This is a genomic window from Variovorax paradoxus NBRC 15149, from assembly GCF_001591365.1.
Lineage (GTDB): Bacteria > Pseudomonadota > Gammaproteobacteria > Burkholderiales > Burkholderiaceae_C > Variovorax > Variovorax paradoxus.
Genome location: NZ_BCUT01000001.1, coordinates 2,653,300 through 2,668,601, shown reverse-complemented (window position 1 = coordinate 2,668,601; position 15,302 = coordinate 2,653,300). Strand labels below are relative to the sequence as shown.

The window sequence follows — 15,302 nt, the reverse complement described above, 5'->3', positions numbered from 1 at the left end:
TCGTCTCAGTCGTAATTGGTGAAGCGGCTCGGCCCTTCGGTGGGCTGGCGAAGGGGCTGGTAGCGCTGGATGTTGGTCCGCAAGGTCTGCATCGGGCTCGACCCGATGCTGGAGAACCCGACGAATTCGAGCTGGAACATGATGCGGGTGTTGGCGGTCACCGTGCCGGTCGTGATGCGCTGCAGCACCACGCGCCCGATCCAGCAGCAGCCGTCGTACTCGAAGCCCAGCACGCCGTCCGTGAGTTTCTTGTCCTGCAGGCTGTAGTTGAGCCGGCCGACCGCGTACCACCGCCCGCCGCCCTGGCCCTTGCCCGGCCCGAGGTCCTTGCCCTTGTCGCCCCACAGGTCGTTGAGCGGCCACTGCCAGCCCACGTCGAAGGACTTGTTGCCGTCGGTGGCAAGGGGCGTGGTGGGCGCCTGGTAGCGGAAGGCCGCGCTCAGGTTGCGGTAGGGCCCTGGGTTGTAGCGCGCGGTGATGGCCGAGCGGTCCGACTTGTGCGTGTCGGGGTTGTACTGGACGACCGTGTCCAGGCTCCACTTGGGCGTCCAGTTGATCTGGGCGCCCAGCAGCAGGTCGCTCGCGCGGTCGGTCACCGGCGTGCCGCCCGGCAGCGTGACCTTCTGGTCGCTGAAGCGCAGCCGCTGCGCAATGCCGAAGCGCGCCGCCTCGACGCCGGTGTCGGGGTCGATCAGGCGCGAGGTGACGCCGAGCGTGAGCGTGTTGGTGTCGGAGATGCGGTCGTTGCCCGAGAAGGCGTTCTCGGTGTAGATGGTCGCAAAGCTGAAATCGTTGGCCGCCGAATCGTAGTTCGGCAGCATGCTCTGGTTGCGGAACGGCGTGTAGACGTAGTAGGCGCGCGGCTCCAGCGTCTGGCGGAAGGCGCGGCCGAAGTAGTTCGCGTCGCGCTCGAAGATCAGGCCGCTGTCGAGGCTGAAGGTCGGCACCGTCCGGTTGCTCGAGGTCGGGAAGAAATACAGCGAGTTCGGGTTGTAGGGCACGCCGTTGACGTACTGGGTTCCGTTGACGGTGAGCCTCGGAACGTCGGACTGCGGCAGGTAGTAGTTGTATGAAGCCGTGTTCAGCTGCAGCTTGGGGATGACGAAGGAGCTCGGCGTGATGAACGGCCGGCTGATGGTGGCAATGGCCAGGGCGCGGTCGCCGTCGGGCTGCGACTGCTGGTTGATGTCGAAGCCCGGCTGGCCGGCCAGGATGGTGTTGACGCGAAAGCGCGTGTAGTCCAGGTTCAGCGAAACGTCGAAGCCGTGCCAGTCGTACTTGTTGTAGTTGGCCGTGATCTGCGGCATCCGGTCATAGGACGGCACGATCGGCGACAGGCTGTATTGCAGCGTCTGGTAGCGCAGCGCCCGGATGCCGCCGCTCCAGTCGCCCTTGCTCCAGTTGAGCGAGGCGTCGTTCGTCAGCTGGCGCTGCGCCAGGGTGGGCGTGCGCGTGAAGTCGCGCCAGTAGTCGTTGTCGCTGACGCGGTTGATGTTGATGTTGGCCGAGAGCGAATCGAGCCCCAGCGCCTTCGCGTTGAAATCCTGGTGGTGGTTGGCCCAGATGCCCCAGCGCTTGCTGCTGGGCGGCGCGCCGAAATTCAGGGCCGAGGCCTGGATTTCCCCGTTGGCGAGCTGCTGCAGCTGCGCCGCGCGCGTTTCGTTGTAGCGCTGGCCCACGAGGCGGTCGCTGCCCATCAGGTCCAGGCGGATGCTGCCGCTGTATTCCTTCTCGAGGTAGCGGAATTCCGAGCCCAGGTTGAGGCCGCGCTTGCTCATCAGCGTGGGCGTGAAGGTGGCGTCGCGGTTGGGCGCGATGTTCCAGTAGTACGGCTGCGAGATCTCGATGCCGTTGGTGTTGTCGATGCCGATCGTGGGCGGCAGCAGGCCGCTCTTGCGCTCGTTCGACAGCGGAAAGCTCACGCTCGGCAGCGGCGGCGTGCTGATGCCCATGAAGCTCAGCCGCGCGTCGGTGGCCACGCCGACGTTTTCCTCGGTGTCGGTGGTCAGCGTGGCTGCAGACAGCAGCCAGGCCGGCATCCAGCCCGGAAAGTCCTCGCGGCGGCAGGTGGTGTAGGTGGCGGTGCGGGCCACCGACACGTTGCTGTCGACGAAATCGATGCGCTGCGCCTCGCCATGTCCGCCGGTGGCAAGGAAGGAATAGCGCACGTTGTTGAAGAAGCCCTCGAAGGTCTCGAGCTTGAGCTCGAGCTCGGGGCCTTCGTACACATTGCCGGCCTGGTTGACGCGCACGTTGCCGCGCGCCCTGGCGCGGTCGTCGGGCTGGTAGTACTCGAGCCGGTCGGCGGTGATGGCGACTTCGCCGCGGCGCAGCGTGGCATGGCCTTCGACCACGGTTTCGAGATCCTGGCGGCCCGACAGGCGGTCGCCGGTGATCAGGCTGGGCAACTGGCTGCGCTCGGCGGGCGGCAGCGTTTCGGTCAGCTGCGGCGTGCGCTTGAGCGTGAGCGGGCCATCGAGGCCCCCGGCCGGCTGGGCCGAGGCGCCGTGCGCATGCAGCAGCGCCAGCGACAACAGGGCCAATGGCAGGGGCGGGCCGGAACGCCGCAAGGCAACGCGCCGCCTCATCAGGCCTCCCGCCGCATCGTTCCGGAGAAGGTCCGCAGTCTTCCTGGGGAGGGCTGCGAGTGCACAGGGTGCCAAGCGTGGGGGCTTTGGGTCGTAGGCATCGGTCAGGAACGAAGGATCGTCGGGAGGACGGCGCGGCAGGCCGGCAGGTTGCAGGAGCCGGCGGCAACTCTGTTCGACCAGGGAGGACCGCAGGAGTTGCCGCGCCAGGCGGATTTGTAGAATCGATTATCCATGACAGCACCCCCGCTCCCGGCCTCCGAGCCCACACCCTCCGCCACGGCCATTCTCTGGGCAGATCCGCAGCGGGCCGCGGCGTTCCAGAACTGGCTGGCCGGCATCGGCGCCGCGCACGGCCTGCGGCCCGAGACGGTGCGCCTTGCGTCCGCCGATGCGAGCTTTCGCCGCTACTTCCGCATCGACGCCACGGGGAGCGCCGCCAGCCGCATCGTGATGGATGCGCCGCCCGACAAGGAGAACAGCGAGCCCTTCGTGCAGGTCGCCCGCCTGATGGCCGAGGCCGGCGTGACCGCGCCGCAGGTGCTCGAGTGGGACCGGACCCACGGCTTCCTGCTGCTCGACGACCTGGGCCGCGAGACCATGCTCGACGTGATCGATCCGGCCCGGCCCGACGCCAGCCGCCCGCTCTACGACCAGGCGATCGATGCGCTGATCCGCTGGCAGCTGGCCTCCAGGCCAGGCGTGCTGCCGCCCTACGACAGGGCGCTGCTCGAGCGCGAACTGGCGCTTTTTCCCGAGTGGTACATCGGGCGGCATCGCGGCATCGCGGTGGAGGGCCAGCTCAAGGAGCGGCTGGAACGCAGCTTCAGGCTGATCGTCGAGAGCAACCTGGCCTCGCCGAGCGTCTACGTGCACCGCGACTTCATGCCGCGCAACCTGATGGTCAATGTGGCCCCCACGCTCGGCACTGGCGTGTCCTCGCTGCCCCCCGAGGGGGCGCTCGCCGCCTTGGGGCGGCCCGGCGGCGGCTCGGCTGCCGATCTCGGCGTGCTCGACTTCCAGGACGCGGTCTACGGCCCGATCACCTACGACATCGCCAGCCTGATGCGCGACGCCTTCCTGAGCTGGGACGAGGAATTCGTGCTCGACGTCACCATTCGTTACTGGGAAGCCGCGCGCAAGGCCAGGCTGCCGGTCGATGCCGATTTCGGCGCGTTCTACCGCTCGGTCGAATGGATGGGGCTGCAGCGCCACCTCAAGGTGGCCGGCATCTTCGCCCGCCTCACGCTGCGCGACGGCAAGCCGCGCTATTTGGCGGACACGCCGCGCTTCATCGCCTACATCCGCTCCACCGCCAGCCGCTACATGGAGCTCACGCCGCTGCTGCGGGTGATCGACGAGATCGAAGGCACGTCGGCGCTGAGCGGCTTCGCCTACGGCAGGGTCTAGGGCTCTAGATGCCCCGTTTCCACTGTCCGGTGCCCTTGACCGCGGGTGCCTCGCTCGAACTGCCTCCCGGCCCCGCGCGCCACGTTCAGGTGCTGCGCATGCAGCCCGGCGATGCGCTCACCTTGTTCGACGGCTCGGGCGGCGAATATGCGGCAACCGTGGAGCGCATGGGGCGCAGCGATGTGTCGGTGGCGATCGGCGCCCATGCGCCGGCCGAGCGCGAGGCCGTGCGCTCGGTGCACCTGGCCGTCGGCATGCCGGCCAACGAGCGCATGGACTGGCTGGTCGAAAAAGCCACCGAACTGGGCGTCGCGAGCATCCAGCCACTGGCCACGGCCCATGGCGTGCTGCGCCTTTCGGGCGAGCGCGCCGAGAAGAAGAGGGCGCATTGGGAAGCGATTGCGATTGCCGCCTGCGAGCAATGCGGCCGCAACCGCGTGCCGCGGATCCATCCGGTGCGGCCGTTCTCGGGCCCCTCGGCCTGGATCGGCGCGCATGCGGGCGAGGCCCCGCTGCGCCTTGTCCTGAGCCTGGCCGAAGGCATGCGGCGCCTGGCCGATGCCACCGCCTCGGCGCCGGCCGATCGCAGCGTGCTGGTGCTGAGCGGCCCCGAGGGCGGCCTGAGCAGCGCCGAGGAACAGAAAGCGCTGGCCTGCGGCTTTGCGCCGGTCACGCTCGGGCCGCGCGTGCTGCGCGCCGAAACCGCGGCGCTGGCCGCGCTGGTATTGCTCGCGGGCCCCTGAGCGGCGCTTCCGCCAAGGCCCGCCTCACCCATCCCCATCACAAGAAAAGGATCTCCACGCCATGCCTCGTTCGCCACGCGCCCTCCGGCTTGCCCCCCTCGCGCCCCTTGTGCTGGCCCTGCTGTGCGCCGCGCCGGGCGCGCAGGCCCAGAACACCGCCGTCGCCCCCACGCCGGCGCAGGTCACTCCCGAGGTGGAAAAAACCTTTACGCAGCTGATGGCGGCGCCCGCGGTCCTGAAGCTGCTCGACGCGGTCAAGGCCGACCACGAGCGTTCGGTCGAAGACCTGAAGATGCTGACCGAGATCGAAGCGCCGCCGTTCAAGGAAAGCAAGCGCGCCGAGGCCTTCCTGGCGCGCATGAAGGCGCTCGGGCTCGCCGACGCAAAGATCGATGCCGAGGGCAACGTGGTCGGGCTGCGCAAGGGCACCGGCAACGGCCCCAAGCTGCTGGTCTCGGCCCACCTGGACACCGTGTTCCCCGCCGGCACCGACGTGAAGGTGAAGGAGCATGACGGCAAGCTCCACGCCCCCGGCATCGCGGACGATACGCGCGGCCTGTCGGTGCTGCTGTCGTGGCTCAAGGTGCTCAACGACAACAAGGTCCAGACCGTGGGCGACCTGCTCTTCGTTGCCAATGTGGGCGAGGAAGAGCTCGGCAACCTGCGCGGCATGAAGGCCATCTTCCGCGACCACCTCGACATCGACGGCATGGTGGGGCTGGAGCCTTCGCCGGACGGCAACGTGCTGGTGCTCGGCACGGCGAGCCACCGCTATGAAGTCACGTTCAAGGGCCCGGGCGGCCACAGCTTTGCCGCCTTCGGCCAGGTGCCCAGTGCGATCCACGGCATGGGCCGCGCCATTGCCAAGATCGCCGAAGTCCGCACGCCCAGCTTTCCCAAGACCACCTTCACCGTCGGCACCGTCGGCGGCGGCACCTCGGTGAACACCATTGCGCCCGATGCCCGCATGGCCATCGACATCCGCTCGGACGACATGGCGTCGCTGCTGGAGACCGAAAAGAAGATCCTCGCAGCCATCGACGAAGCGGTGGCCGAGGAGAACAAGCGCTGGAACGTGGCGACGCTGAGCGCCAGCAACAAGCTGATCGGCGACCGGCCGGGCGGGCGCACGCCTTCAGATTCGGTGATCGTGGAAGCGGCTGTGCGCTCGAACACCGCCTTCGGCCACAAGACGCTGCTGCGCGGCGGCAGCACCGACGCCAACGTGCCGATGTCGTACGGCATCCCGGCCATCATCATCGGCGGCGGCGGAAAGTCGACCGGCTTCCATGCCCTGAGCGAAGCGATCGACGTGACAGATGCCTGGAAAGGCGCGCAGAATTCGCTGGTGACAGTGCTGGGTCTGGTCGGCGTGCAAGGGGTAAGCCCCGCATTGCTGCCCAAACGCGCACCGCGACCCAGGTAATTTGTCACGCTGCGGGCTTAAAAGTAAACAAGCTTGTTCGCCCGCGGCCCCTCGCGCTGGGAAAATGCCAGCGGTTCTGTCACACACCAAGGAAACGTCCATGGGAATGCTCGATTCGGTACTCGGCCAGGTTCTCGGGGGCGCCGCCCAGCAGCAGCAGCAGCCGCAAGGCGGCGGCATCGGCGGGCTGGGAGACCTGGGGGGCCTTGCCGGCGCGCTGGGCGGCCTGCTGGCCAACAACGGCGGCGCGGGCGGCCTGGGAGGGCTGGTCTCGAAATTCGAGCAGGCCGGCATGGGCGACGTGATCGGCTCCTGGATCGGCAAGGGCGAAAACCAGCCCGTGTCCGGCGGCCAACTGGAGAACGCGCTGGGCAGCGACACCATCGCCAGCATCGCCTCCAAGCTCGGCATCAATGCGCAAACGCTGCTGCCCATGCTGGCCACCATGCTGCCGGCCCTGATCGACCAGCTCACGCCGCACGGCAAGGTGCCGGAGCAGGGCCTGGACAACCCGAACGACCTGCTGGCTACGCTCGGCGGCCTGCTGCAGAACAGGCAGCCTTGAGCGAACTGTTTGCTCATCGGAAATTCCGGCGCCCGCGAGGGCGCTTTTTTTTCGCCCGCCGCAGTTCGGCTGGCGCATCCGGGGCGATTCGCGTAGAACCGCAGCCTTCCATGCCGCAACGCGCCTTCGCCGCCATTTCTCCATGAACCGCAACCTCTGGCTGCTCGCCATCTGCCAGGGCCTGTTCCTGACCAACAACGTCACCTTCATCGCCATCAACGGGCTGGTGGGCCTGAGCATCGCGCCGCGCGGCTGGATGGCCACGCTGCCGGTCATGGGCTACGTGGTGGGCGGTGCGCTCACCACCGGGCTGGTGGCGCGCACGCAGCAGCGCTTCGGGCGGCGCGGGTCGTTCCAGATCGGGCTGGCGGTGGGGCTGGGCTCGGCCTTGCTGTGCGCATTCGCGGCCATCTCGAAGAACTTCTGGCTCCTGTGCCTGGCCACGGTGGTGGCGGGCTACTACAACGCCAACGCGAACCTCTATCGCTTCGCTGCCGCCGAACTCGCGGCCCCGGCCTGGCGCGAGAAGGCGGTGTCGCTGGTGATGGCCGGCGGCTTGATCGGCGCGGTGGCGGGGCCCAACCTGGCGGCCGCCACGCGCGAAGCGTTCGCGGTGCCGTTCGCGGGCGCCTACATCGCGCTGGCGGCGGTGGCGCTGCTGTCGATGGCAGTCATGCGCTTCATCGAGTTTCCCGCCACGCTCACGCGCCAGGAGGCGCTGGGCGGACGGCCGCTGTCGCAGATCGTGCGCCAGCCGGTGTTCATCGTGGCGGCCGCGGCAGGCGCGCTGGGCTTTGGCGTGATGAACCTGCTGATGGCCGCCACGCCCATTGCCATGCAGATCTGCAGCCTGCCTTTTTCCGATGCCGCGCTGGTGCTGGAATGGCACGTGATCGGCATGTTCGCGCCGGGCTTCTTCACCGGCCACCTGATCCGCCGCTTCGGCGCGCTGCCGGTGATGGGGGTGGGGCTTGCGCTCAACTTCGGCTGCATCGCCGTTGCGCTGTCGGGCGTGGAGCTGCAGCACTTCCTCGTGGCGCTGTGCCTCTTGGGCGTGGGATGGAATTTCCTGTTCACGGGCAGCACCACGCTCTCGCTCACGGCCTACACCCCGCAAGAGCGCGACCGGGCGCAGGGCGCGCTCAATTTCTGCGTGTTCGCGACGCTCGCGCTGACTTCGTTCGCCTCGGGCGTGCTGGTCACGACGCAGGGCTGGCAGCTGCTGAACTACGGCTCGCTGGTGCCGGTGGTGCTCACGGGCGCGGCGCTGCTGTGGCTTGCGCAGACGCGCCGGCGCGAGGCCGCAGCCGCGAGCGCCTGAAAGGCTTCTTCTTCAGTCCGGCGGAAAGCGCTTGCCGAGCCAGCGCTGCAGCGCGGCGAACACGGGTTCGGCCTCGAGCTCGTTGAATATCTCGTGGTACATCGATTCGAAGCACTGTGCTTCGACCATGCCGCCGGGCGCCGCGGCGGCCGCGAAGGCGCGGCTCGCGGCCGGCACCACCAGCCGGTCGTCGCCCGCATACAGCAGCAGGGTCGGCACCGGCCAGTGTGCCGCGGCCTGCTGCACCACCGCCCCTTCGTGCGCCAGAAAGCGCGCGAGCCGGCCGCCGATGCGGTCGTGCGTGAGCGGATCGTCGCGGTAGGCCTGCACCACGGCCCGGTCGTGCGAAAGAAAGTTGTCGTCCAGGCCGTTGCCGACGCGCAGCCCGGGCGCAATGCGCGGCAGCACCGCGAGCAGCGCCTTCTGGAATCCGCTCAGGCCCGGGTCGAGCCCCGGCGAAGACAGCACCAGGCCGTCGACCGGCCGCACACCGCGTGCCACCAGGCTGGCAGCGACCAGCCCGCCCAGGCTGTGGCCGAGCAGCAGCAGCGGCAAGCCGGGGTTCCCGCGGCGCGCATCGTCGATGACCAGCGCGAGGTCTTCGACCAGCCGCAGTTCGCCGGGCAGTGCGCCGCGCGCGCCGGACGATCCGCCGTGGCCATGGTGGTCGTGGGCCCACACCGCGAAGCCCCATGCATGCAGGCGCGCCGCGAGCTGGTGATAGCGCCCGGCATGCTCGCCGAGGCCATGCACCAGCACGACGACGCCGCGCGATGCGCCGGCCGCCGGAAGGCGGCGCAGCAGCAGCGTTTCGCCGTCCGGCGTGGGCAGCGAAACCCGCTGCGGCAAAGGCAGCGGCGCCGGCGCCGCCGGGCTCAAGCGGCTGCCGGCTCCGCGGTGGCGGCGCGGTGCGCCGCCGGCAGGGCCGCAATCACCTCGGCCACCGCGGCCGTGAGCTTCTTGGCGTAGGGCACGTGCAGGAATTCATTCGGGCCGTGGGCATTGCTCTTCGGACCCAGCACGCCGCAGACCATCATCTGCGCCTTGGGAAAGCCGGCGCTCAGCATGTTCATCAGCGGGATCGTGCCGCCCTGGCCGATGTAGCCGCAGGATGCGCCGAAATGCGCCTGCGAGGCCTTGTTGAGCGCATCCTCGAACCACGGCGTGATGGTCGGCGCATTCCAGCCGGTGGCGCCGCCGCCGCTTTCGAAGGTCACGCGCGCCTGGTAGGGCGCGTTGTCCTCGAGCAGCGCCTTCAGCTGCTGCACCGACTCGGCCGCATCGACCAGCGGCGGCAGGCGCAGCGACAGCTTGAAGGCGGTGTAGGGGCGCAGCACGTTGCCCGCGTCCTTCAGCGCCGGAAAGCCTTCGGCGCCGGTCACCGACAGCGTGGGCTTCCAGGTGCGGTTGAGCAGCGCCTCGACCGGATCGGTGGTGGTCGGCAGCGCGAACATGGTCGAGCCGCCGCAGTCGTAGTGGGCCCACGGAAAGCGCTTGTAGACCTCGTCGCCCAGGATCGCCGCGGTGGCCCTGGCCTGCGCCAGGCGGTCGGCCGGCACTTCGCAGTGGAAGCTCGCGGGAAGCAGCCGGCCGGTGGCGCTGTCCTCGAGGCGGTCGAGCACCTGCCGCATGATCCGGAAGCTCGAGGGCACGAGGCCCGAGGCGTCGCCCGAGTGGATGCCTTCGGTCAGCACCTCGACCTTGAGCGTGCCGCTGGCCATGCCGCGCAGCGAGGTGGTGAGCCACAGCTGGTCGTAGTTGCCGGCGCCGGAGTCCAGGCAGATCACCAGCTCGACGTTGCCCAGCCGCGGGCGCAATGCATCGACGTACGGCAGCAGGTCGTAGGAGCCGCTTTCCTCGCAGGTCTCGATCAGCCCGACGATGCGCGGATGCGCCGCGCCCTGGTTCTTGAGCGCCTGCAGCGCGGCGATGCTGGCGTAGACCGCATAGCCGTCGTCGGCGCCGCCGCGGCCGTAGAGCAGGCCGTTCTCGTACTTGGGCGTCCAGGGGCCGAGGTCGTTGCGCCAGCCGGTGAATTCGGGCTGCTTGTCGAGGTGGCCGTACATCAGCACGGTCTCGCCCATATCGGTGCCGCTGGCGGCCACTTCGAAGAACAGCACCGGCGTGCGGCCTTCCAGGCGCACGATCTCGAGCTTCAGGCCCTCGACCTTCTGCGCCTCGACCCAGGCCGCCGCATTGCGCAGCACGGTTTCCAGGTAGCCGTGGGCCGACCAGTCCTTGTCGAAGCCGGGCGACTTGGCAGGAATGGCGATGTAGTCGGTGAGCTGCTTGAGGATGTCGCCGTCCCATTGGGCGCTGACATCGGACAGGGCACGCTCGGCATCGAGCAGGCCGGCGGGCATTTCGCGGTGCAAGGGGGCGTTCATCGGGTTCTCCGCGGCTAAGGAAAAAATCGCATTTTGCGCCCTTGGGCGAGCGCGCGTAGAGTGCGGCGATCTCAACCCGGAGCGCAATGTGAGCAAGGCAGCATCGACTCGGATCAAGGTGGGCATCGGCGGCTGGACCTACGAGCCCTGGCGCGACAACTTCTATCCCAAGGGGCTCGCGCAGGCGAAGGAGCTGCGCTATGCGAGCCGGCAGGTGAGCGCCATCGAGATCAACGGCACCTACTACAGCACCTTCAAGCCCGAGACCTTCCGCAAATGGCACGACGAGGTGCCGGAAGACTTCGTGTTCTCGATGAAGGCCTCGCGCTTTGCCACCAACCGCAAGGTGCTGGCCAGCGCGGGCGATTCGATCAAGCGCTTCATCGACAGCGGCGTGAGCGAGCTCGGCGACAAGCTCGGCCCGATCGTGTGGCAGTTCATGCCCACGAAGCCTTTCGATGCGGAAGACTTCGAGGCCTTTCTCGAGCTGCTGCCCAGGAAGGAAGGCAGCCGCGCGCTGCGCCACGTGATGGACGTGCGGCACCCGAGCTTCATCACGCCCGGCTACCAGGCGCTCGCGAAGAAGCACAAGGTCTCGACGGTGTTCACCGACGCCGACAAGTTTCCTTCGTTCGAGGAGCCCGAGGGCGACTTCGCCTATGCGCGGCTCATGATGGCCGACGCCAAGCTCAAGACGGGCTATGCGCCGAAGGCGCTCGACGCCTGGGCCGAACGCGCACAGCGTTGGGCCGAAGCACCCAAGAAGCGCGACGTGTTCGTCTACTTCATCAACGGCGCCAAAGAGAAAGCACCGGCCGCGGCCGGTGCCTTGCTGGAGCGCCTGGGTTGGAAGCCGCCCGAAGAGGCGGCCTGAGCCGAAAGCCTGATCAGGCTGCGGCTTGCAGCGACGGCTTGGCGCCGAAGCTGATTTCGCCCGACAGCTGGCCGCCTTCCTCGATCACGATCTTGCCGTAGCGGATCTTGCCGGTGACCTTGCCGGTCGAGTGGATCACGAGCTTTTCGCGCACCGTGAGGTTGCCGTCGAACACGCCGCGGATCTCGGCGATGTCGATCTCGGCCGAGCCCTTGAACTCGCCCTGTTCGGCGATCTGCATCAGGCGCGAGTCCATGGTCGCCTCGACCAGGCCTTCGACCACGAGCGTGTCGCAATCGGTGATCTCGACGCCCTTGAGCTTGATGTTGGGGCCGACGGTGAGCTTGCTGCCGCCTTCCTTGGCCGGTGCGGCCGCTGCGGAGAGGCCCCCTTGCTGCGCGGTCAGCGACGAAGGATTGACGGGCGAGCCCGAGAGATTGGTGCCCGAGCCCACCAACGGCGCGGGGCGAGAGGTCAACGAGTCGGTATCACGATCACGCTTGCCGAAAAAGGGGGACTGTGTGGCCAATGGGGAGCTCCTCAACAAAACGACTATCGTAAGAACCCGCTCGCGGCCTGCGGCACTTCATTGCGCAATAAACGTAACCGAATAAATCCCGCGGCGCCCGACAATGACACTCTCCAGTGACCCCGGCCCCGCAAGATGACCCGATCGAACACCGCGCCCGCCGCCCGGAGCCTCGCGATCTCCTCGACCATCGATTCGCGCTTCGACAAGCCTGCCAGCGGCTGGCGGCGCGGGCTGTTCACGGTGATCTTCGAGGCCGACACGCGCGCGGGCCTGCTGTTCGACCTGGCCTTGATCGCGGTGATCGTGGCCAGCGTGCTGGTGGTGATCCTCGACAGCGTGCAGTCGATCCGCGAGCAGTGGCGGCCCGTGTTCAACGTGCTCGAATGGGTGTTCACCATTTTGTTCACGCTCGAGTACATCGCGCGGCTCGCCTGCGTGAACAAGCCGCTGCGCTATGCGCTGAGCTTCTACGGCGTGATCGACCTGCTCGCGCTGCTGCCGACCTTCCTGGTGGCGCTCGCGCCCGAGCTCGCCTACCTGATCGACGTGCGCATTCTTCGGCTTTTGCGCGTGTTCCGCATCTTCAAGCTCTCGCGCTATTCGGTGGAATACCGCGCGCTGGTCTCGGCCGTGGCCGCGAGCCGCCGCAAGATCACGGTGTTCGTGGGCTTCGTGATGCTGGTGGTGCTGGTGATGGGCACGCTGATGTATGTGGTGGAAGGCCCGCAGCACGGCTTCACCAGCATTCCGGTGGCGATCTACTGGGCCATCTCGACCATGGCCACCGTGGGCTTCGGCGATCTCGTGCCCAAGACGGACCTCGGCCGCGCGATTGCCTCGGTGATGATGCTGCTGGGCTGGGGCGTGCTGGCCGTGCCGACCGGCATCGTGACGGCCGAGATGGCGCGGCGCGGTCCCGACGACGATACGCCAGTGCCCGTGGCGCTCGCGCCGCGCGGCGTGCTGGCGATGGCGCCGCCCTCGGCCGTGGCCGCACCGGCGCGCCGGCTCACGCCTGCGGCCAGACGGCGCGCCCTTGCGCAGCATCGTCGAGGCGGGCGATGAAGGCATCCGCATCGGGCTCGGGCAGCGTGAAGGTGAAGTCCACCGCATCGCCATGCCGCACATCGACCAGCGACGCGCCGGGCGCCGCGGCAATTTCGCGCCGTACCAGTCCTTCGAGCGCATAGGGCACGGCGCATTGCAGCAGCCGCTGGCGCACCAGCGGCACCAGCGTGGCCCCGAGGCAGGCCTGCGCCACCGCGTCGGTGTAGGCCCGCACGAGTCCGCCCGCGCCCAGCTTGATGCCGCCGAAGTACCGCACCACCGTGGCAAGCACGCCTTCGAGCTGCTGGTGCCGCAGCACTTCGAGCATGGGGCGCCCGGCCGTGCCGCCCGGCTCGCCGTCGTCGTTGGCGGCCGACTGGCCGCCCGCCATGAGCGCCCAGCAGACATGCGCGGCGGCGGGATGCTCGCTGCGCAGGGATGCCACCACGGCCAGGGCCGCGGCCCGGTCGGCCACCGGCTGCACGCAGCCGATGAAGCGGCTCTTCTTGATCAGCAGCTCGCTGTGCGCCGGTTGCGGGAGCGTGAAGCTCATGGAGCGGCCGTTGTTTTCAGTCGGGGCGCGGAATCGCTCAGCGCTCCCGCTCGAACTTGAACACGGCCGTACCGGCGCGCGCATTGGGCAGCCAGCGCACGCTGCGGCCTTCCTGCACGCCGAAGGCATCGAGCACGCGCAGGCTGTTCTTCTGTGCCAGCACTTCGAAGTCCTTGAAGGTGCCGACCCGGATGTTGGGCGTGTCGTACCACTGGTAGGGCAGGCGGCGCGTCACCGGCATGCGGCCGCGCGCAATGCTGATGCGGTTGGGCCAGTGCGCAAAGTTGGGAAAGGCCACGATGCCGATGCGGCCCACGCGCGCGGTTTCGCGCAGCATGATCTCGGCGTTTCGCAGATGCTGCAGCGTGTCGATCTGCAGCACCACGTCGAACGAGGCGTCGTCGAACATCGCCAGGCCTTCGTCGAGGTTCAGCTGGATCACGTCGACGCCACGGCGGATGCACTGCAGCACGTTGCCGTCGGCAATTTCCACGCCGTAGCCGGTGCAGCCGCGCTCGCGCTGCAGCAGGTCGAGCAGGGCGCCGTCGCCGCAGCCGAGGTCGAGCACGCGCGCGCCCTCGGGCACGAGGTTGGCAATGAGCCGCTGGGTCTGGATGTCGCTCACGACGCGCTCCCTTCGGCCTGGATCTCGTGCGCCACGCGCTCGAAGTAGGAGCGCACCACGCCCATGTAGCGCACGTCGTCGAGCAGGAAGGCGTCGTGCCCGTGCGGCGCGTCGATCTCGGCGTAGCTCACGTTGCGGCGGTTGTCCAGCAGCGCCTTCACCAGCTCGCGGCTGCGCGCGGGCGAGAAGCGCCAGTCGGTCTTGAAGCTCACGAGCAGGAACTTGGCCGTGGCGCCGGCGAATGCCGCGCTGAGGTTGCCGCCATGCGAACGCGCGGGGTCGAAGTAGTCGAGCGCCCGCGTGATCAGCAGGTAGGTGTTGGCGTCGAAGTATTCGCTGAACTTGTCGCCCTGGTAGCGCAGGTAGCTCTCGATCTGGAACTCGACGTCCTGCGTGGAATAGCGGTAGTCGAGCCCCGCCGCCTCGCCCTCGACCGCGCTGCGCAGGATGCGGCCGAACTTCGCGTTCATGACGTCGTCGCTCAGGTAGGTGATGTGGCCGATCATCCGCGCGATGCGCAGGCCCCGCTTGGGGATCACGCCGTGCTCGTAGAAATGGCCGCCGTGGAAGTCGGGGTCGGTGACGATGGCGCGGCGCGCCACCTCGTTGAAGGCGATGTTCTCGGCCGTGAGGTTGGGGGCGCTGGCCACCACCACGGCATGCCGCACGCGGTCGGGGTACTGCAGCGTCCACGACAGCGCCTGCATGCCGCCCAGGCTGCCGCCCATCACGGCCGCGAGCGTGCGGATGCCGAGCGCATCGAGCAGCGCCGCCTGCGCATCGACCCAGTCTTCGACCGTGACCACCGGAAAGTCCGCGCCGTAGACGCGGCCGGTGGCGGGATCGACGTGCATCGGGCCGGTGGAGCCGAAGCAGGAACCCAGGTTGTTCACGCCGATCACGAAGAAGCGGTCGGTGTCGACCGGCTTGCCCGGGCCCACCATGTTGTCCCACCAGCCTTCGGACCGCGCCTGGCCTTCGTAGGTGCCGGCCACGTGGTGCGAGGCATTGAGCGCATGGCACACCAGCACCGCGTTGCTGCGCTCGGCGTTCAGGGTGCCGTAGGTTTCGTAGGCGAGCGTGTAGCTGCCGAGCGACGCGCCGCTGCGCAGGGCCAGCGGGCCTTCGAACTGCATCGACTGCGCAGTGACGACCAAGGGAGGTGACGACATCAATGAAAAAACCCGGCCTCGCCAAAAACGAGCCGGGTTGCTTGTTCGCCAACTGGACT

General features: G+C 68.4%; 14 protein-coding genes. 7 read left to right on the top strand and 7 right to left on the bottom strand.

What is annotated here, in order from left to right:
• Window positions 1–5: 5 nt before the first annotated feature.
• Complete coding sequence (locus VPA02S_RS12405) at window positions 6–2,588, bottom strand: LPS-assembly protein LptD (RefSeq protein ID WP_015868014.1); 2,583 nt, start codon at window positions 2,586–2,588, stop codon at window positions 6–8.
• A 234-nt stretch (window positions 2,589–2,822) separates the two neighbouring features.
• On the opposite strand from VPA02S_RS12405, the gene VPA02S_RS12400 reads away from it, so the two are divergent.
• From VPA02S_RS12400 to VPA02S_RS12380, 5 genes are all read left to right on the top strand, one after another.
• Complete coding sequence (locus VPA02S_RS12400) at window positions 2,823–3,998, top strand: aminoglycoside phosphotransferase family protein (RefSeq protein ID WP_015868015.1); 1,176 nt, start codon at window positions 2,823–2,825, stop codon at window positions 3,996–3,998.
• Window positions 3,999–4,006: 8 nt separating this feature from the next.
• Complete coding sequence (locus VPA02S_RS12395) at window positions 4,007–4,741, top strand: 16S rRNA (uracil(1498)-N(3))-methyltransferase (protein ID WP_015868016.1); 735 nt, start codon at window positions 4,007–4,009, stop codon at window positions 4,739–4,741.
• 61 nt (window positions 4,742–4,802) lie between these two features.
• Window positions 4,803–6,167 carry a M20/M25/M40 family metallo-hydrolase gene (locus tag VPA02S_RS12390; RefSeq protein ID WP_015868017.1) on the top strand — a complete coding sequence of 455 codons (1,365 nt, stop codon included), beginning with the start codon at window positions 4,803–4,805 and terminating at the stop codon, window positions 6,165–6,167.
• Window positions 6,168–6,267: 100 nt separating this feature from the next.
• Complete coding sequence (locus VPA02S_RS12385) at window positions 6,268–6,732, top strand: YidB family protein (protein ID WP_015868018.1); 465 nt, start codon at window positions 6,268–6,270, stop codon at window positions 6,730–6,732.
• A gap of 142 nt (window positions 6,733–6,874) precedes the next feature.
• On the top strand, window positions 6,875–8,053 hold the full coding sequence (locus VPA02S_RS12380; RefSeq protein WP_015868019.1) for an MFS transporter: 1,179 nt from the start codon (window positions 6,875–6,877) through the stop codon (window positions 8,051–8,053).
• Window positions 8,054–8,065: 12 nt separating this feature from the next.
• Here VPA02S_RS12380 and VPA02S_RS12375 read toward each other — a convergent pair whose 3' ends face one another.
• On the bottom strand, window positions 8,066–8,932 hold the full coding sequence (locus VPA02S_RS12375) for an alpha/beta hydrolase (protein WP_015868020.1): 867 nt from the start codon (window positions 8,930–8,932) through the stop codon (window positions 8,066–8,068).
• On the bottom strand, window positions 8,929–10,440 hold the full coding sequence (locus VPA02S_RS12370; RefSeq protein WP_015868021.1) for a M20 family metallopeptidase: 1,512 nt from the start codon (window positions 10,438–10,440) through the stop codon (window positions 8,929–8,931). Before VPA02S_RS12370 ends, VPA02S_RS12375 begins: the two co-directional genes overlap by 4 nt.
• Before the next feature lie 88 nt (window positions 10,441–10,528).
• Between VPA02S_RS12370 and VPA02S_RS12365 the strand changes: the two genes are divergently transcribed.
• Entirely contained in the window at window positions 10,529–11,314 is a 786-nt protein-coding gene (locus VPA02S_RS12365) for a DUF72 domain-containing protein (protein ID WP_015868022.1), read from the top strand.
• A 13-nt stretch (window positions 11,315–11,327) separates the two neighbouring features.
• On the opposite strand, the gene VPA02S_RS12360 is transcribed toward VPA02S_RS12365, so the two are convergent.
• A complete protein-coding gene (locus tag VPA02S_RS12360; RefSeq protein ID WP_015868023.1) occupies window positions 11,328–11,843 on the bottom strand; it encodes a bactofilin family protein in 516 nt (171 codons plus the stop codon).
• Between the two features lie 135 nt (window positions 11,844–11,978).
• Here VPA02S_RS12360 and VPA02S_RS12355 point away from each other — a divergent pair, with 135 nt between their 5' ends.
• On the top strand, window positions 11,979–12,911 hold the full coding sequence (locus VPA02S_RS12355; RefSeq protein ID WP_015868024.1) for an ion transporter: 933 nt from the start codon (window positions 11,979–11,981) through the stop codon (window positions 12,909–12,911).
• Here VPA02S_RS12355 and VPA02S_RS12350 read toward each other — a convergent pair.
• Genes VPA02S_RS12350 through metX form a run of 3 tightly spaced genes read right to left on the bottom strand, consistent with a single transcriptional unit; the run spans window position 12,856 to window position 15,243 of the window.
• Window positions 12,856–13,446 (bottom strand): IMPACT family protein, encoded by a 591-nt coding sequence (locus VPA02S_RS12350; RefSeq protein WP_015868025.1) that lies wholly within the window; start codon window positions 13,444–13,446, stop codon window positions 12,856–12,858. The two genes, VPA02S_RS12355 and VPA02S_RS12350, sit on opposite strands and share 56 nt — an antisense overlap.
• A gap of 37 nt (window positions 13,447–13,483) precedes the next feature.
• On the bottom strand, window positions 13,484–14,071 hold the full coding sequence (metW, locus tag VPA02S_RS12345; RefSeq protein ID WP_015868026.1) for a methionine biosynthesis protein MetW: 588 nt from the start codon (window positions 14,069–14,071) through the stop codon (window positions 13,484–13,486).
• Complete coding sequence (metX, locus tag VPA02S_RS12340) at window positions 14,068–15,243, bottom strand: homoserine O-succinyltransferase MetX (RefSeq protein ID WP_015868027.1); 1,176 nt, start codon at window positions 15,241–15,243, stop codon at window positions 14,068–14,070. The genes metW and metX overlap by 4 nt, the downstream gene beginning before the upstream one ends.
• Between the last annotated feature and the right edge of the window lie 59 nt (window positions 15,244–15,302).